We start from the raw sequence: 20,224 nt of genomic DNA on the forward strand, positions 1-20,224 counted from the left end.
GGCATCGGCTCATCGTCATGTTGACCGTCATGTTGACCGTCATGAGGACATCATGCGGCGAATGTGATGGCGAGTATGGCGAACGCTGAGACGTCGGCCCCGATGGGACGCTCAGGCCTCGTCCCTGAGGCGGGTGCGCTGGATCTGGCGGGCGAGGGTGCGGCGTACGGAGGGGGATTCGGTGGGGGCGGGTGTCGAGGGGGCGGGGGTGTCGAGGGCGCGGCCGATCTCGTCGTAGGCGTGCCGGTGGCCGCCGGGCAGGGCGGCCCGGTGCAGCCGCAGGTCCTCCTCGACCAGGCGCCGGAGTTCGTCGACGTTCTGGGGTGTGAAGTGCTTCTTGCCCCGGGCGACGGCGTTGAGGTGGCCGGTGCAGTGGGCGGTGTCGTGGAGGGTCTCGGAGATCTCCTCGGCGAGGCCCCAGAGGCGTCCCTCGAGCCACGGGGTGTCGTGCTGGTCGAGGGAGAGGCGCGGTGGGGATGATGGATCCTCCCCCTTGTGCTTGGTGACCTGCTTGGACACGGCGGGCTGACTCATACCGGTGAGGCGGGCGATCCTGTCCTGGGTCCAGCCGAGGTCGGCGAAGAGCCTGATCATCTCGGCGCGCAGCAGGCGCATCTCCTCGCCCGCGCGGATGACGTCGTTCATGTCCGCGAAGATCCGCTCGGCCTGCGCCTCGGTCAGGGGCTCGGTCAGGGGTTCGGTCAGGGGTTCGAGGGTTCGAGGCGTGTCCTCTTCGGCTGTCATAGCTCGGTTATATACCGAGGTCGAGTCTCCCATCGTCGTCATAACTCGGTTGTATAACCCAGTTATGACTGCCAGGATCCACGTCATGCCCACCTTCACCGCACCTGACGGAACCCGCCTCGCCTACCGCCTGATGGGGGGCGGGAACGGAGACGGCGGCGGCGATCCGGTCCTCTGTGTCCCCGGCGGCCCCACGGACTCCCGCTACCTCTGTGACCTCGGAGGCCTCTCCGCCCACCGCAGGCTGGCCGTCCTGGACCTGCGCGGCACCGGCCGCTCCGCGTTCCCGCACGACACCTCCAGCTACCGCTGCGACCGCCTGGTCGACGACGTCGAGGCGCTGCGCGCGCACCTCGGGCCGGCCCGGCTCGACCTGCTCGGCCACTCAGCCGGAGCGAACGTCGCGACGCAGTACGCGGTCCGGTACCCGGAGCGCGTCGGCAGGCTCGCCCTGATCGGCCCCGGCACCCGGGCCGTCGGCATCGAGGTCGCGGGGGAGACGCGGCGCGCACTCGCGCGGCTCAGAGAGGGCGAGCCGTGGTACCCGGCGGCGTTCGGGGCCCTGGAGGCGATCGGTGCCGGAACGGGGGGCGACTGGGAGGCCATCGCCCCCTTCTTCTGGGGCCGTTGGGACGCCGCGGCACGCCGGCACCATGAGGCGGCCCGGCCGCGCAACGCGGAAGCCGTGACCCTCTTCGCGGCCGAGGGCGCCTTCGACCCGGCCGCCACCCGCGCCGCGCTCGCCGCCTTCCGGGCCCCCGTCCTGCTGCTCACCGGGGAGTTCGATCTGAACAGCCCGCCCGGGGCGACGGCAGAGTTCGCGGGGCTGTTCCCCGACGCGCGGCTTGTCGTGCAGCCGGGGGCCGGTCATTACCCCTGGCTCGACGACGCCGGGCGGTTCGTGGCGACCGTAGCGGCGTTTCTGGGCTGAGCGCGATTGGCGGTAGCGCCGCTACCGCATAGGTGTTAGCGTTGCTCTCATCAGGTGGTGAACGCCGCTACCCCGCCACATCGAGGAGCATCGTCATGACCGAGCACTCCAGCACGTCGGGAACGTCCCGCCGGGTGGCCGTCGTCACGGGCGGATCCCGCGGAATCGGCCGGGAGGCCGCCGAGCGCCTCGCGGCCGACGGTTACGCCGTCGTCGTGAACTACGCGGGCAACGAGGCCGAGGCCGACAAGACCGTCGCCGCGATCACCGAGGCGGGCGGAGAGGCGATCGCCGTCCGCGCCGACGTGGCCGACGAGACCGAGGTGGCCGCCCTCTTCGACGCCACCGAATCCGCGTTCGGCGGGGTGGACGTCGTCGTCCACGCGGCCGGTGTCATGGTTCTCGCGCCCCTGGTCGACCTCGACCTCGACGTCTTGGACCGCATGACCCGCACCAACATCCGCGGCACGTTCGTCGTCGACCAGCAGGCGGCACGACGGCTGCGCGCGGGCGGCGCGCTCATCAACTTCTCCAGCTCGGTGCTGGCGCTCGCGATCCCCGGGTACAGCGCGTACGCCGCCACCAAGGGCGCCGTCGAGGCCGTGACCCTGATCGTCGCGCGCGAGCTGCGCGGCCGGGACGTCACCGTCAACGCCGTGGCCCCCGGCCCGACCGCCACCGCCCTCTTCCTGGACGGCAAGGACGAGGAGACCATCGCGCGGATGGCGGCCCAGCCGCCGCTGGAGCGCCTCGGCACCCCCCGGGACATCGCCGACGTGGTGTCCTTCCTCGCCGGTCCCGCCGGCCGCTGGGTCAACGGCCAGGTGCTGCGGGCCAACGGCGGCATCGCGTAACTCGCCACGACTCAAGAGGAGTTCAGTCATGAAGTCGGACGTGGAGTCGGTCGTGGAGTCGGTCAGGGATGCTGTTTCGCGCAAGACGATCGTCATCACGGGGGCCGGATCCGGCTTCGGTGCGCTGTCCGCCCGCGCCCTCGCCCGCGCCGGGCACACGGTGTACGCCGCGATGCGGGACACCGGCGGGCGCAACGCGGCCCGGGTCGCGGAGGCCGGGGCGTACGCCGCCGAGCACGCGGTGGACCTCCGTACGGTCGAACTCGACGTCCTCTCCCAGGAGTCGGCGGACGCGGCGATCGCCACGGTGCTGGCGGGGGCCGGCCGGCTGGACGTCCTCGTCCACAACGCCGGGCACATGGTGACCGGCCCGACGGAGGCCTTCACGCCCGCCGAACTGGCTGCGGTCCACGACACGAACGTGCTGGGCACCCAGCGGGTCAACCGGGCGGCGCTGCCGCACCTGCGCGCCCAGGGCCACGGCCTGCTGCTGTGGGTCGGCTCCACCTCCACGCGCGGCGGCACCCCGCCGTACCTGGCGCCGTACTTCGCCGCCAAGGCCGCGATGGACGCGCTCGCCGTGTCGTACGCCGCCGAACTGGCCCGCTTCGGCATCGAGACGACGATCGTGGTGCCGGGCGCGTTCACCTCGGGCACGAACCACTTCGCGAGCGGCGGCCACCCCTCCGAACAGACCGTGCTGCCCGCCTACGAGGAGCGCTACGCGGGCCTGATGGACCAGGTCGCGGGACGCCTGGCGGCCCTCACGCCGCCCGACGCGGACGTGTCGCTCGTCGCCGACGCCATCGTCGACGTGGTGGACACCCCGTACGGGAAGCGTCCCTTCCGGGTGCACGTCGACCCGGCGGACGACGGTTCGCAGGAGGTCAGCCTGGTCGCGGACCGTGTCCGCGACGAGTTCCTGACCCGGATCGGCCTGGCGGACCTGTTGTCCCCCGTAGCGCGGAAGAGGACGGCGTGACCTCGGGCGACTCGGATAACGTCGCTACCGTGAGTACGTCGGTGAGCAGTACGAAAGCGCGCATCCTCGAAGTGGCGGCCGAGCTGGTGGCGAACTCCCCCGACGGGGACGTCTCCACCCGGGCGGTCTGCGAGGCGGCGGGGGTCGGCGCCCCGGCCCTCTACCGCCACTTCGGGGACAAGGAGGGCCTGCTGTCGGCCGTGGTCGACCACGGGTACGAGAAGTACCTGACGGCCAAGCGCAGCCGCAGGCCCGGCACGGACCCCATCCAGGACCTGCGCGACGGCTGGGACACCCACATCGAGTTCGCCCTGCGCAACCCGAACCTGTACCGCCTGATGAACTCCCCCGCGATGCGTACGCCACCGGCCGCCGCCCTGGAGTCCCACCGCATCCTCACCGCGGACCTCCGGCGCGCGGCGGAACAGGGCAAGCTGCGCCTGGCCCCCGAACTCGCCGCCCAGATGATCATGTCCGCCAATGTCGGCGTCTCCCTGATGCTGGTCTCCCGCCCGACGACCTTCACGGACGAGACGCTCTCCCGCCGGATACGGGACGCGGTGCACGCGGTGGTCCTCACCCCGGAGGCGATCGGGCCGGAGACCACCTCCGCCGACGAGGAAGCGACAGCGCAAGACGTACTCCCCGCCACCGCCACCCATCTCGCCGCCCTCCTGCGCCAGACCCCGAGGCCGGACTTCACCCCGGGGGAGTCCGCCCTCATGGGCGAGTGGCTGGACCGCCTCTCCAACACGACACCGGAGTAGTCCCATGGTGACGCTGCCGGCCCTCGGCCGGTGAGCGGCTCAGTGCGGCGACGGCAGGGCGGCCGGCCGGCTCACGTCCCCAGGAAAATCGGGTTCGTGAACGCCGCCAACGCCCCCGGTACCGGACCCGCCGCCGTCTCGTGGCGCAACTCCGCCCTTACGTAGGCCGCGTACTGCGCCGTCGTGTTCCACTCCACCGTGCCCGAGCCCGAGACCGGCAAGGGGGCGCTCGTGAAGAGGACGCCCTGGTCGGTGACGAGGCGGACCGTGCACCGGGGGGCGCCGGTGGCCTCCAGAGAAACGGTGACCGGGGCGTCGGGGGCGACCCGCAGGCGTTCGCCGATCCCGGCGTGCTCGCCCTTCGGACCGGTGGCGGAGAAGGAGAGCGACACGAGTTTCGACTCCGCCACGTAGGAGCGGCCCGCGCGCAGGCCCTCCTGGATGGCCTCGCGGGTCAGGTCGTCGGCGAGGACGACCGTCTGCGGGGTGCCGACCGGGTCGGGGTCGCGGTGGGCGTCGCTGTTGCCCATCGCCGGGAGCCAGGAGAGGGAGCCCGAACGAACGGCCGCCACCAGTGTGTTGTCCCAGTCCGCGAGGGTCACCTCGTCGTCGGGGGTGTACGGGCCGTTCCACACCTCCACCGCGTCCGCCTCCCCGAAGCCGAACTTCCAGCCACAGCCGACACAGGTGGCGTGCGGGTGGGCGGGGACGACGAGGCCGCCCGCGCGGCGGATCTGGCGGGCGAAACGGCCGAAACGGTTGTCGCGGGCCCGGTAGCGCCAGTCGACGAACGTGCCGGGGTCCGTGCCGAGGGCCACCACGTGACCATTGCGGGTCGTGATCTCCTCGCCCAGCATGATCAGCAGGTCGTCCCCCGCCTGGTCCGCCCAGTGGGCGTGCGAGCTGTGCGTGTTGTGGTCCGAGGTGTTGATGAAGTCCAGGCCCGCGGCGCGCGCCAGCGCGGCGACCTCCGCGGGCGTGCGGCGGCCGTCCGAGTACCAGGAGTGGAGGTGGCAGTCGCCCCGGTACCAGGCGCGGCCCCGGCCCTTCGCACGGGACGGCGGGTACGTCGGGACCGGGGTGGCGTCCTGCTCCCCGTACGTCAGCGTGATCGTGACCTCGTACGGCAGGCCCTGCGGCGCCACCGTGTAGGGGCCGAGCGCGATGTGCCAGGTGCCGGGGCGGATCCGGCCGGGGATGTAGCCCGGCGTCGCGTCGTCCGCGCGGACGGAGAACTCGGTGCGCGCGCCGCCCGACCAGCCGCGGAAGCCCTCGCCGCCCAGCGCCGTGCCGCGCTCGTCGAAGAGACCGATGTCGAGCGCGTTGCCCGCGGTGCCGGCCGGGACGGACGGCTTCTCGTAGGTGTACGCGACGTGGATCTCCCGCACCCCGCGCGGGATCTCCACCGGGAGGTACACGAAGTCCGGTGAACCGGTGGGCAGGGTGCCGGACACCGTACGGGTCTCGGTACGGCTCGTACCGCCCGCCGGTGTCCCGGAACCGTCGGCCGCCTCGGAGCCGCTCGCGAAGGTCACGCTTCCCAACGTAAGGGCGGCTGCCGCCCCCGTCACGAACAGCGCGCGTCTGCCGATGCCGTCGAAGCTCTCGATGCCGTGATCGTCCTCGCACATGCTGCTGCTCCCAGGGTGTCGTGAGAGTGACATGGGTGGTGCGCGTTGGCACGTACAACCCTGGTAGTCGGCTGTGAACTGCGGGGCAAGGGAAGGAAATCGACAGCTTTCGGGGAGGCGGCGCGCCCGCCGGGGTCCGACCCGCGCGGGGTGCCAGTGGCAACCTGTAACGAACTGCCGCCCCGGCGGAATACGGCCACGCCCTGTAATGCCTGATCACCGCGATCGTATGCTCGAAGGATGACGACTTCCGCGACCTCCGGAACCGGCCCGACCGAGAACTCCATGCGTCGCGCCCTCAAACGCGCCCGTGACGGTGTCGCCCTCGACGTGGCCGAGGCCGCGGTGCTGCTCCAGGCGCGCGGCGAGGCCCTGGACGACCTCGCCTCGTCCGCCGCCCGGGTGCGGGACGCGGGCCTGGAGGCGGCCGGCCGCCCCGGCGTGATCACGTACTCCAAGAGCGTCTTCATCCCCCTCACCCGCCTCTGCCGTGACAAGTGCCACTACTGCACCTTCGTCACCGTGCCGGGCAAGCTGCGCCGCGCCGGGCACGGGATGTTCATGTCGCCGGACGAGGTCCTCGACGTCGCCCGGCGCGGCGCGGAACTCGGCTGCAAGGAAGCCCTCATCACGCTCGGCGACAAGCCCGAGGACCGCTGGCCCGAGGCCCGGGAGTGGCTGGATGCGCACGGGTACGACGACACGATCGCGTACGTGCGTGCCATCTCCATCCGGATCCTGGAGGAGACGGGGCTGCTGCCTCACCTCAACCCGGGGGTGATGTCCTGGACCGACTTCCAGCGGCTCAAGCCCGTCGCGCCGAGCATGGGCATGATGCTGGAGACGACGGCGACGCGGCTGTGGAGCGAGCCCGGCGGTCCGCACTACGGCTCTCCGGACAAGGAGCCCGCCGTACGGCTGCGGGTCCTGGAGGACGCGGGGCGGTCGTCCGTTCCCTTCACCAGCGGGCTGCTGATCGGGATCGGGGAGACGTACGAGGAGCGCGCCGAGTCGCTGTTCGCGCTGCGGCGCGTGTCCCGGTCGTACCACGGCATCCAGGAACTGATCATCCAGAACTTCCGCGCCAAGCCGGACACGGCGATGCGCGGGATGCCGGACGCCGAACTGGACGAGCTGGTCGCCACGGTGGCCGTCGCGCGGCACATCATGGGACCGGCCGCCTGCCTCCAGGCCCCGCCGAACCTGGTGGACAGTGAGTACGGGCGGCTGATCGGCGCGGGGATCGACGACTGGGGCGGGGTCTCGCCGCTCACCATCGACCACGTCAACCCCGAGCGGCCCTGGCCGCAGATCGAGCAGCTGGCCGAGCAGTCGCGCGCCGTCGGCTTCGAACTGCGCGAGCGGCTGTGCGTGTACCCCGAGTTCGTGCAGCGCGGGGAGCCCTGGCTCGACCCGCGGCTGCTGCCGCACGTACGGGCGCTCGCGGACCCGGAGACGGGGCTCGCCCTCGAGGACGCCGTCGTCGAGGGGCACCCCTGGCAGGAGCCGGAGGAGGCCTTCACGGCGTCGGGGCGCACCGATCTGCACCGGACCATCGACACCGAGGGGCGCACCGGCGACCGCCGGGACGACTTCGACCTCGTGTACGGCGACTGGGAGGCGCTGCGGGAGGCGGCGGCGCCCGGGATGCTGCCCTCCCGCATCGACACCGACGTACGGGCGGCCCTCGCGACCGCGGCCGACGACCCGACGAAGCTCACCGACGACGAGGCGCTCGCCCTGCTGCACGCGGACGGTCCGGCGCTCGACGCCCTCTGCCGGATCGCGGACGACGTGCGCAGGTCCGCCGTCGGCGACGACGTCACGTACATCGTCACCCGGAACATCAACTTCACCAACGTCTGCTACACCGGCTGCCGCTTCTGCGCCTTCGCCCAGCGCCGCACGGACGCCGACGCGTACACGCTGTCGCTGGACCAGGTGGCCGACCGCGCCCAGCAGGCCTGGGAGCTCGGGGCCGTCGAGGTCTGCATGCAGGGCGGCATCCACCCGGACCTCCCCGGAACCGCCTACTTCGACATCGCGAAGGCGGTGAAGGAGCGCGTCCCCGGCATGCATGTGCACGCCTTCTCCCCGATGGAGGTCGTCAACGGCGCGACGCGTACGGGGATGTCCATCCGTGAGTGGCTGACCGCCGCGAAGGAGGCGGGCCTCGACACCATCCCCGGTACGGCGGCGGAGATCCTCGACGACGAGGTCCGCTGGGTCCTGACGAAGGGCAAGCTGCCCACGGCGACCTGGATCGAGGTCGTCACGACCGCGCACGAGCTCGGCATCCGCTCCTCGTCCACGATGATGTACGGGCATGTGGACCAGCCCCGCCACTGGCTCGGCCACTTCCGCACGCTCTCCCGCATCCAGCAGCAGACCGGCGGCTTCACCGAGTTCGTCACGCTCCCGTTCATCCACACCAACGCGCCGGTGTACCTGGCGGGCATCTCCCGCCCGGGCCCGACCACCCGCGACAACCGAGCCGTGGTGGCCATGGCCCGCCTCCTGCTCCACCCGCACATCCCCAACATCCAGACCAGCTGGGTGAAGCTGGGCGCCGAAGGCGCGGCGGAGATGCTCCGCTCGGGCGCCAACGACCTCGGCGGCACGCTGATGGAGGAGACCATCTCCCGGATGGCGGGCTCCTCGTACGGCTCGTACAAGTCCGTCAAGGACCTCATCGCCATCGCGGAGGCGGCCGGGCGTCCGGCGAAGCCGCGGACGACCCTGTACGGGGAGGTCTCCGAGGAGCGGCAGCGGGCGGCGGAGGCGTCCGACGGGCACCTGCCGGAGCTGCTGCCGGTCCTGGACTGACGGCCGAAGCGTGCGGTGGCCCCGGGCGCGTCGGAGTACGATGATCCGACCCTCGGTGGAGGGCCCAGAAGCCTTGTGAGCCTGAGGAGTTGCGTGTCCGTGCCTGCCCGACGGCTTCCCTCCTGGATCTGGGTCACCGGACTGACCGCGGCGGCGGTCGTGGGCGTCACGGCCCTCGCCGCGCAGGCCGACCAAGGAGCGCACCCGACCGCCGCCCACGCCGCCGGGGCGAAGCCGTCCGCGTCGAAGAGCCCGCGGCCCTCCGCCTCGCCCAAGAAGGCCGAGCCGGTCGCCGTGCCCGACGGCTCGGGCACCGGACGGCGGATCGTCTACTCGCTCGCCCAGCGGCGGGTGTGGCTCGTCGACACCGGCGAGGCCGTCCGCCGCACCTTCGCGGTGTGGCCGGGCACGGTGAGCCCGGCGCCGGGCCGGTACGCGGTGTCGACCACCGTCCCCTCCACCACGGGGACGGACGGCACGAAGGTCGAGAACATCGTCTACTTCACCGTCGCGTCCGGCGTGAACATCGCGTTCTCCAACGCCCAGGACGGCTCCTCGCCGCAACCCGCGGCGGGCGTGAGGACCGGCGGGATCCGTATGCACAGCGCGGACGGCGACGCCGTCTGGGCGTTCGGCAGCAAGGGTACGAAGGTCACCGTGGTGAAGTAACGGCCGGGGCGATGGAGGGGGCGGACGGATGGGGCGTGCGCGGCCGTCGATGCAGGAGTTGATCGGGCAGCGCAGACGGCACGGGTTCGTCGGGCGGGCCGCCGAGCGCGCCGCGTTCCGGCAGAACCTCGACCTCCCTCCGGAGGACGAGCGACACCGTTTCCTCTTCCACGTGCACGGCAACGCGGGCGTCGGAAAGACCTTCCTCGTAAGGGAGCTGGAGCAGGTCGCCCGGGCCCGCGGGGCGCTGACGGCGTACGTCGACGACGGCGTCGGCAGCCTGCCCGAGACGATGGCGGCGATCAGCGCGCGGTTCGCCCGGCAGGGGCACCGGTTCAAGGACCTCGACCGTCTGCTGGCCACCCACCGGGAGCGCAGCCACGAGGCCGAGTCGGCGGCAGCGGCGGCGCCGGCGCCGGCGTCCGACCTCCAGCCGTCGGCGCCGTCCGCCGCGAGTCTGACCGCCGCCCGGGCGAGTCTGGTCGGGCTCGGCCTCGTGCCCGGTGTCGGCGCCTTCGCCGGTGCCGTCGACCCGGCCCAACTCGCCCACGGGGCCGACCGGTTGCGGGCCGGAATCGGGGCCCGCCTGCGCAGCCAGGAGGACGCGCAGCTCGTCCTGTCGCCCGAGCGGGTGCTCACCCCGGTGCTGCTCGACGAGCTGGCCGGGGTCGCCACGGAAGCCCCCTGGCTCGTCCTGGTCTTCGACACGTACGAGCGGACCGCGCCCTTCCTCGACGGCTGGCTGCACGACGTGATGACGACCGACCGGCACGGCGCCCTGCCCGCGAACGTGGTGGTCGTGACGGCGGGGCAGCGCCCCTTCGACACCGCCCGCTGGGGCGGCCTCGCCGACTTCGTGGCGGACGTACCGCTGGCGCCCTTCACGGCGGCCGAGACACGCGGCCTGCTCGCCGACAGGGGAGTCGTGGCCGAACCCGTCGTCGAGGAGGTGCTGCGGCTGACCGGCGGACTGCCCGTCCTCGTCTCCACCCTCGCCGAGTCCCGGCCAGGTGACCCGGACGACATCGGCGACCCGAGCGCCACGGCCGTCGAACGCTTCCTCAAATGGGAACAGGACCCCGTCCGCCGCGCCGCCGCCCTCGCCTGCGCCCTGCCCCGCCACCTCGACGCGGACGTCTTCCAAGCCGCCGTGGACTGCCCGCAGACCGAGGCCGACGCCCTCTTCGGCTGGCTCCGCGGGCTCCCCTTCGTCACCGACCGCGGAAACCGGATCCAGTACCACGACGTCGTACGGGCCCCGATGCTGCGCCTGCAGCGGCTGCGCTCCCCGCGCGGCTGGGCGGAGCGGCACACCCGGCTCGCGGAGACGTTCGGGCACTGGCGGACGGAGGCCGAAGCCGGCCTGGACGCGGCCGAGGTGTGGGCGGACGGCGGCTGTCGGGAACTGCGGCTCGCGCAGTCGTACCACCGGCTGTGCGCGAACGCCCGCACCGCGTTGCCACTCGTGCTGCGGGACTTCGTGGACGCCTGCGACAGCGCCGACGGCGGTGTCTTCGCCGAACGCTGGGCACGGGGCCTGGCGGAGGCGGGCGAGGACACGGACACGGAGCTCGTACGGACCTGGGGGCGCGACCTGCTGGCGGCGCTCGCGGACGGCGGAGTGGCCGCCGCGCTCGGGCTGCTGCTGAACCGGACCGGGTTCGACGAGCGGTGGCAGGCCCGGGCCCGGGTGGCCCGGGGACGGGCCCTGCGGCACGCCGGCGCGTACGCGCCCGCGCTCGCGGAGTTCGACCGGGCCATCGCGCTCGATCCGGAACTGGCGCGGGCGTACCGCGGCAGGGGCTTCAGCCACGGCGGCCTCGGCGACCACGAGGCGGGCCTCGCCGATCTGGACCGGGCCGACGCGCTCGCGCCGGACCACGCCCCGACCGTCTCCGTACGCGGCGAGTACCACCGCATTCTCGGCCACTACGACACGGCGCTCGAAGACCTGGACCGCGGGATCGCACTCGACCCCTCCCACCACTTCGCCTGGGCCTCCCGGGGCGCCGTCCGTCAGCTGCTGGGGCAACCGGACGAAGCCCTCGCGGACCTCAACCGCGCGCTGGAACTCAAACCGGAGTACCCCTGGGCGCTGATCCGCCGGGCCCGCGTGTGGCGGACCCGCGGCGAGCACGGGCGCCAACTGGCCGACCTCGACGAGGCGGTCCGCCTGTACCCCGACGGGATCTGGGGCCTGTGCGAACGCGGAGACGCCCTGCGCGTCGCCGGCCGCCCGGCGCAGGCCCTCGCCGACTACGACCGGGCTCTCGCCCTCGACGACGGCTACGCCTCGGCGTACGCGAGCCGAGGCGTCTGCCGCGGCGCGCTGGGCCGCCCCGAGGAGGCGCTCGCCGACCTCGACCAGGCCCTCGCCCTCCAGCCGGACTACCCCTGGGCACTGCGCCAACGGGCCGAGCTCCACCTCGAACGCGGGGCCCACGACCGCGCCCTGGCCGACCTCGACCGGGCGCGCGCCCTGCGCCCCGACGAGGCGCCGATCCTCGTCTGCCGGGTGCGGGCCCTGCTCGGGCTCGGGCGGTTCGAGGAGGCGCGCGCGGACCTGGACCGAGCCCTCGAACTGAGTTCCGACACCGAGCGGGCCCGTCTCGCCCCGCTCGAGGAGCGGATCGCCGCGGAAAACACGGCCGAACGCCGTTCATAAGCGAGCACTTGGTTCACTCGGGTCACACTTCGCATACCGATCCGTGTCCTGAACGGACCGTTCCCGGTCGATTACAGTGCTGAGCTGTCGGACGTACGGACGGTGCCTGGGGAGGTCTCGGTGGGTGCGACAGCCGGTGCCGTCTGGGGCCGTGCGGAGCAGCAGGACTTCCGTAGCCGGGTACGCGGGACCCTGCTGGGCGCGGCCGTCGGCGACGCCCTCGGGGCGCCGGTCGACGGGCTCACCCTGGAGCAGATCCGGGAGGCCCACGGCGCGGAGGGGCTTGTCGACCTCGCCTTCGGGCACGGGCGGCGCGGCGCCGTCACCCACCTCACCCAGCTGACCCTCTTCACCCTCGACGGTCTGATACGCGCCCAGGTACGCCGTGACACCGGCGCCTGGCATCCGCCCACCGACCTCCACCGGGCGTACCGCCGCTGGGCGGCCACCCAGAGCGACTGGGGCCCCGACGAGCGCCGCAAGGACGACGGCTGGCTGGCCCGCGAGGAGTGGCTGTACGCCCGCCGGGACCCGGCCCGCTCCTGCCTGATCGGCTTCGGCGACGACATCATGGGCACGCTGGACGCGCCCAAGAGCCCCGGCGAGCTCGGCCCCGAGGGCGCCGCCCGCTCCGCGCCCTTCGGGCTGCTCGTCGGCTGGGAGCCGCAGCTCGTGATGCAGCTCGCCGTCGAGTGCGCCGCGCAGACGCACGGGCACCCCACGGCGTACCTCGCGGCGGGCGCTTACGCCGTCGTCGTGCACGCGCTGGCCCGCGGCGAGAGCCTCGACGGGGCCGTGCAGCGGGCGCTCGCGATCCTCGCGGTGCGGCCGGGGCAGCAGCCTGTGGCGGACGCGCTCCAGCATGCGCTGGGGGCTGTGCGGCAGGGGATGCCGACGCCGGGGCGCGTCGAGGAACTGGCCGGGGACGGTACCGCGGAGGGGTTGCTCGCGGTCGCCGTGTACTGCGCGTTGGTGGGGGAGGACATCCGGCACGGCCTGTGCCTCGCGGTGAACCAGGGTGGGCCCTCCGGGGTGGCCGGCGCCCTCACCGGGGGGCTGCTCGGGGCCCTCCACGGCGAGACGGCCCTCCCGCCTGCCTGGCTGGCCGAGCTGGAGGGCCGTCCCACGATGCTGGCCCTGGCGGACGACTTCGCCATGGAGATGACCCAGGGCCCGGCCCTGCACGGCCCCGGCGGGTCCTCCCCGGGCTGGCTGGCCCGGTACCCCCGCGCATAAGCCGTGCCTCGCCCCCGCCGCCCCTACCCATCCCATCCCAACCCAGGGGCTGCGCCCCCGGACCCCCCAAAAACCGCACAGTTCCCCGCGCCCCTGAAGGGGCGCGGGGAACTGCGCGCCAAGCCCCCACCGGCCCGAGGCCATACGTGTCGGGTGGGCGGGGGACGCGGGGCGAAGCCCCGGCCTGGGGGCGCGGGGAACTGCGCGACCAGCCCCCGTGGGACCGCGGCCGAGCGACGGCCCTGCCTGACGTCCCCGTGGGCCCGCGGCCGAACGACTACGGGCGGGCGGCGATTCGGGGCGCAGCCCCGCCCCAGGGGCGCGGGGAACTGCGCGACCAGCCCCCGCGGGCCCGCGGCCGAGCGACGACCCCGCCTGACGCCCCCGCGGGCCCGCGGCCGAGCGACGACCCTGCCTGACGTCCCCGCGGGCCCGCGGCCGAGCGACGACCCTGCCTGACGTCCCCGCGGGCCCGCGGCCGAGCGGACGGCCCCGCCTGACGTCCCCGCCGGCCGGCAGTCGGACGACTGCCGGCCGGCGGGGGTGCTCAGACGCCGGACGGGCTGGCGGTGCCGGCCCCGTCCGCGGCTTCCGCCGGGGCCGGGATCGCCGCGGCAGCGGCCCCGTCCCCGTCGTCATCCGTGTTGATCTTCTCGATGATCGCGTCCCGCTCCGGCGTGTCCTCGGGCTTCAGGAAGCCGATGAGTATGTACAGGATGAGGGAGATGACCATCGGGACGGAGACCTGGTACTCCAGCTTCACATCGGTGCGCTGGGAGAAGTCCAGGTTGTAGTTGACGAAGAAGAACGCGAGCAGACCACAGGCCCAACTGACCAGCGCCGCCGTCGGGCCGGACTTACGGAACGGTCGCAGCAGGCCGAGGATGAACGGGATCGCGATCGGCCCCATGAGCCCCGCCACCCACTTGATGACGACCGTGATGATGTCCTTGAAGGTGGGGGAGTTGACCTGCGTCGCCACCGCCATCGAGAACCCGAGGAAGGCGACGGTCGTGATCCGCCCCGCGATGAGGCCGGTCCGGGTGTCCCAGGCGCGCGCGGCCTTGGAGAGAACCGGGGCCACGTCCCGGGTGAAGACCGCGGCGATCGCGTTCGCGTCCGACGAGCACATGGCCATCGTGTGCGAGAAGAAGCCGACGACGACCAGGCCCAGCAACCCGTGGGGGAGGAGCTGCTCGGTCATCAGACCGTACGCGTCCGAGCCGTCCGGCTTCTTCGCCGTGACGAGGAGCGGCGACAGCCACATCGGGATGAACAGGATCACCGGCCACACGAACCAGAGTCCGGCGGACAGGAAGGCCGACTTCGTGGCCTGCTTGGCGCTGCCCGTCGCCATGTAGCGCTGGGCCTGGTTCCACATCCCGCCGTTGTACTCGAACAGTTTGATGAACAGGTACGCGATGAAGAACACCGTCAGATACGGGCCCGCGAATCCGTTCGCGTGACCGTGCAGCTTCGGCGAGTCGAGAGCCTTGGACAGGCCACCCTGGTCGGAGATCTTGTTCAGCACGATGATCAGCATCGAGAGCCCCGCCAGCAACTGGATCACGAACTGACCCAGTTCCGTCAGCGCGTCCGCCCACAGACCGCCGATCGTGCAGTAGACGGCCGTGATGCCACCGGTGATGAGGATGCCCTGGGTGAGCGTGACCCCGGTGAAGACGCTCAGCAGGGTCGCGATCGCCGCCCACTTCGCACCGACATCCACGATCTTCAGCAGCATGCCCGACCAGGCGAGCGCCTGCTGCGTCGGCACGTTGTAGCGGTCCTTGAGGTATTCGAGCGGCGAGGCCACGTGCAGCCGGGACCGCAGCCGGTTGAGCCGGGGCGCGAACAGCTTCGCGCCGAGCAGCACGCCGATGGCGATGGGCAGTGCCCAGGTGACGTACGAGGTGATGCCGTACGTGTACGCGATACCGGCGTACCCGGTGAACATCACCGCGCTGTAGCCCGACATGTGATGCGAGATGCCGGACAGCCACCAGGGCATCTTGCCGCCCGCGGTGAAGAAGTCGCTGACATCGTCCACACGCTTGTGGGACCAGACACCGATCGCGGTCATGACGCCGAAGTACGCGACCAGGACGGCCCAGTCGAAGCCGTTCATGTGCCCCCTCCAGGGGTCCGCCTTGTGAACCTGCAGATACCGGACGGCACTTCGCCAGTACGCACATGGGCGGCGCCCCCGTGCGGGAGCGGGGACTTTGGGGGATTGAACCGCCGTTCGGAGGGGGCGGTCAAGACCTTCCCGGTCACGGATATGAACACAGATCAGAAAGCAGAACGATTTTGCCTCCACTTTACCCGTACGGCTGTTGTCGTGCTCGTGACGTGGACCACACCATGAGCGGGCACTTCGTCAGACCACACAGGCAGGTTCACACCGACAGTTCGACGGACGTACGGGATGCGGGTCCCGCACGGCCGGGAGAGGACGGCCGCGACTGGAATCCACCATCGGTTGCGCTAGCGCATGAGTTCGCCGGCGTTCACGAGCAGCGACTGCCCCGTGATCGCCCGCGCCCGGTCGGACGCCAGGAAGACCGCGGCGTCCGCCACATCCCCGTCCGTGGCCAGCTCGGGCAGCGCCATCCGCTCGGTAAGCCGCTTCAGCACGTCCGCCTCCGGTACGCCCTCGGTGTGCGCCGTGAACTGGACGTACGCCTCGACGGGTGGCCCCCACATCCACCCGGGCAGCACGGTGTTCACGCGGACGCGATGGGGGCCCAGCTCCCTCGCCAGCGAGTACATCGCGCTGGTCAGCGCGCCCTTGGACGCCGCGTACGCCGCCTGCCGCACCTGGCTGGGCGCGGCCACCGACGACTGCGTCCCGATGATGACGACCGAGCCGCCGCACACCTTCAACGCGGGCAGACAGGCCCGGGTCATCCGCAGGGTGCCGAGCAGATTCACGTCGATGACCGACTGCCAGGTGGTGAAATCCGCATCCTCCAGGCCGCCGAAGTAGCTGTCCCAGGCCGCCACGTGCACCACCGCGTCGATCCGCCCGAACCGCTCCGTCGCGAGCTCCGCGAGCGCCTCGCACTGCTTCTCGTCCGTGATGTCCGTGGCCCGGTACGCCGAGTGCGCGCCGTCCGGGTCGAGCTCGGCCGCGGACGAGGCGAGATTGGCCTCCGTGCGCGCCCCCAGCACCGCGTTGCCCCCGTCCCGTACGACGGCCGCCGCGACCTGATGGCCGAGCCCGGCGCCGACCCCCGAGACGATGACCGTCCTCCCCGCAAGCAGTGACATCCGAGGCCTCCCCTTTTTTGTGGCTCGGTTCGCCCTGACGTGGCTCTGGCGCATTGTCTGACGGACCGTCAGAGTATGGGCGTCCGGCGGAGGAAGGAAGAGCGAGGAAGGGGATCGTCATGTCGGAGGAGACCCGGAGCGAGGTGTACGCGGAACTGGCCGCCCTCGGCCCGTACGGCGTCCACCCGGGCCACGCCCTGATCACCATGGTCGAGCCGCACCCGGGCCACGAGTACGCGTACAACCGCTGGTACGAGGACGACCACTACTACGCCGGCGCGATGGCCATGCCCTGGATGTACGCGGGCCGCCGCTGGGTCGCCACCCGCGACCTCCAGCTCCTGCGGTACCCCGAGAAGTCGGCGGTCGCCCAGCCGGTCACCGCCGGCTGCTACCTCTCGACGTACTGGGTTACCGAGGGCCGCTACGACGACCACATGAGGTGGACCGTCGGCATCAACAAACGGCTCAATCGGGACGGCCGTGTGTACCAGGACCGGACACATGTCTTCACGGCCTTCCAGGACCACGAGGCCACCGTGTACCGCGACGGCGCCGCCGGTCCCCGCGACTTCCACGCCCTGGACCACCCCTACGCGGGCCTCGTCCTCCAGGTCGTCGACGCCGATTCCGCCGCCCGGCGTGCCGAACTGCTGGAGTGGCTGCGCGCCCGCCACCTCCCCCGGCGCCTGGCGGGTTCCCCGGCCGCGATGGTGACCCTCTTCCGCCCCACACCACTCCCCGGCGACCGCATGACGTACGTGAAGCAGGTCGAGGGCGTCGACACCCGGCTGACCCTCCTGTGGTTCCTGGAGACGGACCCGAGGGAGTGCTGGGAGGACCACTTCGGCGGACTGGAGGAGGCGGTGGCGGAAGGGGGCTTGGGGAAGGTGGAGCTGGTGGCCCCGTTCATTCCGACGGTGCCGGGGACGGACCGCTACGTGGACACCTTGCGCTGAACAGGCTTCTGCGCCTCGGAGGCGAACCGAGCCCAAAAAAGGGGTAGCCCCCTCGGCTAGGACGGCGGGCCAGTCGAGAGGGCTGTTTCGGTGGTGCGTATGCGGTTGGTCGGTGCAGTTGTGGTGGTGGATGCAGATGTCGACGCATCAGACGAGGTCGAAAGCCCCCCGGCTGACCTCGGCCATGAAGGCGTTCCACGAGTCCGCGGGGAACGCCAGCGTGGGGCCCGCGGGCACCTTGGAGTCCCGTACGGCCATCGCCGCGAGAACCGGGGACTTGACCTCGACACATGCGCCGTTGCCGGTGGAGTAGGAGGACTTGGTCCACGTGTCCGTGGCGCCTTGCTGGATTGCCATGTTCGCTCCGGATAGCCAGTTGTTGAGAGTTGCTGTCACCGCACTGCGAGTTCGCTACGGAACTCGCCGTGCGGTTTGCGCCAACGTTGTTGCTCGGTGGCGTGATCGACGCTACTCGCCAACATCGGCGGACGAAGTGACCGTTCACTCGTCCGGGTGGCATATTCCAGTGGAGTCTTCCGTCTCGGCGTGGTGAGGGTGTACTGTCCGGCACTTTCCCGACGGGGCCCGTTCTCAGGGGTGCGCGTCAGCGCGCGTACTCCTTGGCGATGTCCGCGATGAACTGCCGCGACTGCTCCACGTTCAGGGCCTGCGCCCGCAGATGCTCGTACATCACGCTGTATTTCTGGACGTCGTTCGCCTTCTCCAGATACAGGTCGCTGGTGACACCCTCGATGTAGACCACGCTGGAGTCGGCCGCGTCGGGGAACTCCAGGATCGCGTACTGCCCGTTGAGTCCCGGATGCGCGCCCATGTCGAAGGGGATCACCTGCACGGTGACGTGCGGGAGCTGGGACTGTTCGACGAGGTGTTCCAGCTGGTCGCGCATGAGGGAGCGGTTGCCGACGACGCGACGCAGGGCGGCCTCGTCGAGGACGGTCCACAGCCGGAGCGGGTTCTCCGGGGCGGAGATACGTTCCTGTCGACGCAGCCGCACCTGGACGCGCTTGTCGATGTCGCCGGAAGCGGTCTCCGGCAGCGCGCCCGCGATCAGGGCCTCGGCGTACGGCCGGGTCTGCAGGAGACCCGGGACGACCTGGGGATCGTAGACGCGAAGTGACGCGGCGTCGGTTTCCAGCCCGATGTAGACGCTGTACGGGATGTCGCCGAAGGAGTGCCACCAGCCCTGCTGGCGCGAGTCCTTGGCCATCTGCATCAGGGAGTCGACGATCCGGTGGTCCTCGACCTCGTAGACCCCGCACAGATCGCGGACGTCACGCTGGCTGATACTGCGCCGTCCGTTCTCCAGCCGGCTGATCTTCGACTGCGAGACCAGCAGACGCTCGGCGACCTCTTCGGCCGTCATGCCCTTGAGCTCGCGGAGCCGGCGCAGCTCCTGGCCCAGCCGGCGCCGCCGGACGGTGGGATTGACACTTGACGCCACGGGACGTGCACCTCCGGCTGCGGGCCTCTACTTTGCGTATCTGCTGTTGAGCAGACTGCCACCAAGGTGCGTTCTACCGCTGGAAAACACCGGATATGCGCTGGGTACACGCCAGTTCGGAGATCCGGCGTACATATCGCGCAGATCGCGTACGCGTACGTCGCCTTCACTCGTACCGCCGCACCGCCCGCAGATGCGCGACGCCCGCGAAATGCGGCCGCGCGGGGCGGTGGAGCCGTGTCGTCGTCCGGACGTACGGCCCCACCGCCCCGCGCGAGCCAGCGGCTCCCGAACCGGGTCTTGGGGACTGCGGTGCGGCGCTGGGGTCGTGCCTGCGGTGCGTGGCGGTGCTCATTGTGGTGCGTGGCGGTGCAGTTGTGCCTGGTGGTGCGTGCGGTGCCTGGTGGCGCCGTGGGACTGCGGCTCAGTGGACCACGGCGCGCGCCATGGAACCGTGGCGCGGTTGCATCGGAACACCGCGGGCGGGTTCCGGTGCGGACCTGACTCCGGCGGTGGCCGGGCGGCCTGCCGGTGCCGGGTTGCGGCGTGGCTGTGCACCCACACCGTTCTGAACGTCCATGACCGCGTGGGCCACGAGGCCGCCCATGGGGTCATGCCTGATCAGGTCCCGTAGCCGGGAGCGGGACGAGCGTCCCTCGTTGCCCGGATACAGGTGCTTGCCGAGACCGACCGCATGGGCCAGCGCGGCGAGCGCCGCGGTCCGCGGGTCCGGCGGTACGCCGGTGCGGATCGCGCTGTCCAGCCGGGACCTGATCTCCCGGCTGATCTCCGTGTCCGTCGCTTGGTAGCGAGTCGTCGGAAGCACCCCGCACATCTGGCCGGCCACGGCATGGACCATGCCGCACCTCTCCAGATGCGAGAGGTAGGTCTGGCGCAGCCCCAGTCGGGGTCCGCCAATCCAGTTGACCGCGCGTACGGGTGCTCCGCGTCGGCGAAGCAGTTCCAACGCACAGTCCAGTGTTGGATCTCCAGTCGGCCGTGGCTGCACCACGGCGATACGATCCCCGTCTGGGGCTATCCGTCCGGCCAGCGCCAGCTCTACTAGCTGTGCTCCGGCCAGACCGAGGTCGAGCGACTGCGGCTGTGCGGTGGTACCCGTGGTCGGGTCCAACGCCAGCAGCAGAAGCTCTTCCGGAAGAGTTCTGCGGCTCCTGCCCATCCATGCCTCCCCGCGTGGATGAATGACAGGGTGACCCCTCTCACA

Annotated in this window: 16 protein-coding genes; 9 read left to right on the forward strand and 7 right to left on the reverse strand. The window is 71.6% G+C overall.

Annotation, left to right across the window (positions count from 1 at the left end; all coding sequences use genetic code 11):
* Nucleotides 1-111: 111 nt before the first annotated feature.
* Entirely contained in the window at nucleotides 112-744 is a 633-nt protein-coding gene (locus ACIQTP_RS27990; RefSeq protein ID WP_403404585.1) for a helix-turn-helix domain-containing protein, read from the reverse strand.
* A gap of 85 nt (nucleotides 745-829) precedes the next feature.
* Here ACIQTP_RS27990 and ACIQTP_RS27995 point away from each other — a divergent pair, with 85 nt between their 5' ends.
* From ACIQTP_RS27995 to ACIQTP_RS28010, 4 genes are all read left to right on the forward strand, one after another.
* Nucleotides 830-1,675: an alpha/beta fold hydrolase gene (locus tag ACIQTP_RS27995; RefSeq protein WP_403404662.1), complete on the forward strand. Its 846-nt coding sequence runs from the start codon at nucleotides 830-832 to the stop codon at nucleotides 1,673-1,675.
* Nucleotides 1,676-1,770: 95 nt separating this feature from the next.
* Nucleotides 1,771-2,529: an SDR family oxidoreductase gene (locus tag ACIQTP_RS28000; protein ID WP_403404588.1), complete on the forward strand. Its 759-nt coding sequence runs from the start codon at nucleotides 1,771-1,773 to the stop codon at nucleotides 2,527-2,529.
* A 28-nt stretch (nucleotides 2,530-2,557) separates the two neighbouring features.
* Nucleotides 2,558-3,511, forward strand: a complete 954-nt coding sequence (locus tag ACIQTP_RS28005; RefSeq protein WP_403404591.1) for an SDR family NAD(P)-dependent oxidoreductase — start codon at nucleotides 2,558-2,560, stop codon at nucleotides 3,509-3,511.
* 29 nt (nucleotides 3,512-3,540) lie between these two features.
* On the forward strand, nucleotides 3,541-4,278 hold the full coding sequence (locus tag ACIQTP_RS28010; RefSeq protein WP_403404593.1) for a TetR/AcrR family transcriptional regulator: 738 nt from the start codon (nucleotides 3,541-3,543) through the stop codon (nucleotides 4,276-4,278).
* Between the two features lie 71 nt (nucleotides 4,279-4,349).
* Here ACIQTP_RS28010 and ACIQTP_RS28015 read toward each other — a convergent pair whose 3' ends face one another.
* Nucleotides 4,350-5,909, reverse strand: a complete 1,560-nt coding sequence (locus ACIQTP_RS28015; protein ID WP_403404596.1) for a CehA/McbA family metallohydrolase — start codon at nucleotides 5,907-5,909, stop codon at nucleotides 4,350-4,352.
* Nucleotides 5,910-6,149: 240 nt separating this feature from the next.
* Between ACIQTP_RS28015 and ACIQTP_RS28020 the strand changes: the two genes are divergently transcribed.
* From ACIQTP_RS28020 to ACIQTP_RS28035, 4 genes are all read left to right on the forward strand, one after another.
* A complete protein-coding gene (locus ACIQTP_RS28020) occupies nucleotides 6,150-8,735 on the forward strand; it encodes a bifunctional FO biosynthesis protein CofGH (RefSeq protein ID WP_403404599.1) in 2,586 nt (861 codons plus the stop codon).
* 93 nt (nucleotides 8,736-8,828) lie between these two features.
* Entirely contained in the window at nucleotides 8,829-9,404 is a 576-nt protein-coding gene (locus tag ACIQTP_RS28025; RefSeq protein ID WP_403404602.1) for a hypothetical protein, read from the forward strand.
* A 28-nt stretch (nucleotides 9,405-9,432) separates the two neighbouring features.
* Nucleotides 9,433-12,069 (forward strand): tetratricopeptide repeat protein, encoded by a 2,637-nt coding sequence (locus tag ACIQTP_RS28030; RefSeq protein ID WP_403404605.1) that lies wholly within the window; start codon nucleotides 9,433-9,435, stop codon nucleotides 12,067-12,069.
* A gap of 120 nt (nucleotides 12,070-12,189) precedes the next feature.
* Nucleotides 12,190-13,305, forward strand: a complete 1,116-nt coding sequence (locus ACIQTP_RS28035) for an ADP-ribosylglycohydrolase family protein (RefSeq protein WP_403404607.1) — start codon at nucleotides 12,190-12,192, stop codon at nucleotides 13,303-13,305.
* Between the two features lie 547 nt (nucleotides 13,306-13,852).
* Here ACIQTP_RS28035 and ACIQTP_RS28040 read toward each other — a convergent pair.
* Nucleotides 13,853-15,433: a sodium:solute symporter family protein gene (locus ACIQTP_RS28040; RefSeq protein ID WP_403404610.1), complete on the reverse strand. Its 1,581-nt coding sequence runs from the start codon at nucleotides 15,431-15,433 to the stop codon at nucleotides 13,853-13,855.
* A gap of 359 nt (nucleotides 15,434-15,792) precedes the next feature.
* A complete protein-coding gene (locus ACIQTP_RS28045; protein ID WP_403404613.1) occupies nucleotides 15,793-16,578 on the reverse strand; it encodes an SDR family oxidoreductase in 786 nt (261 codons plus the stop codon).
* Nucleotides 16,579-16,697: 119 nt separating this feature from the next.
* Here ACIQTP_RS28045 and ACIQTP_RS28050 point away from each other — a divergent pair, with 119 nt between their 5' ends.
* The gene (locus tag ACIQTP_RS28050; RefSeq protein WP_402044358.1) at nucleotides 16,698-17,537 is read left to right on the forward strand and encodes a hypothetical protein; all 840 of its coding nucleotides are present in this window, start codon (nucleotides 16,698-16,700) and stop codon (nucleotides 17,535-17,537) included.
* 147 nt (nucleotides 17,538-17,684) lie between these two features.
* Here the strand turns inward: ACIQTP_RS28050 and ACIQTP_RS28055 are convergent, their stop codons facing one another.
* The 3 genes from ACIQTP_RS28055 to ACIQTP_RS28065 all read right to left on the reverse strand — a co-directional run bounded on the left by ACIQTP_RS28055 (nucleotide 17,685) and on the right by ACIQTP_RS28065 (nucleotide 20,179).
* Complete coding sequence (locus ACIQTP_RS28055; protein WP_403404616.1) at nucleotides 17,685-17,894, reverse strand: DUF397 domain-containing protein; 210 nt, start codon at nucleotides 17,892-17,894, stop codon at nucleotides 17,685-17,687.
* A 247-nt stretch (nucleotides 17,895-18,141) separates the two neighbouring features.
* Nucleotides 18,142-18,999 carry a helix-turn-helix transcriptional regulator gene (locus ACIQTP_RS28060; RefSeq protein WP_067372209.1) on the reverse strand — a complete coding sequence of 286 codons (858 nt, stop codon included), beginning with the start codon at nucleotides 18,997-18,999 and terminating at the stop codon, nucleotides 18,142-18,144.
* Between the two features lie 424 nt (nucleotides 19,000-19,423).
* Entirely contained in the window at nucleotides 19,424-20,179 is a 756-nt protein-coding gene (locus ACIQTP_RS28065; protein ID WP_067372212.1) for a GPP34 family phosphoprotein, read from the reverse strand.
* Between the last annotated feature and the right edge of the window lie 45 nt (nucleotides 20,180-20,224).

Source organism: Streptomyces sp. NPDC090798, assembly GCF_044768965.1.
Classification (GTDB): Bacteria; Actinomycetota; Actinomycetes; order Streptomycetales; family Streptomycetaceae; genus Streptomyces.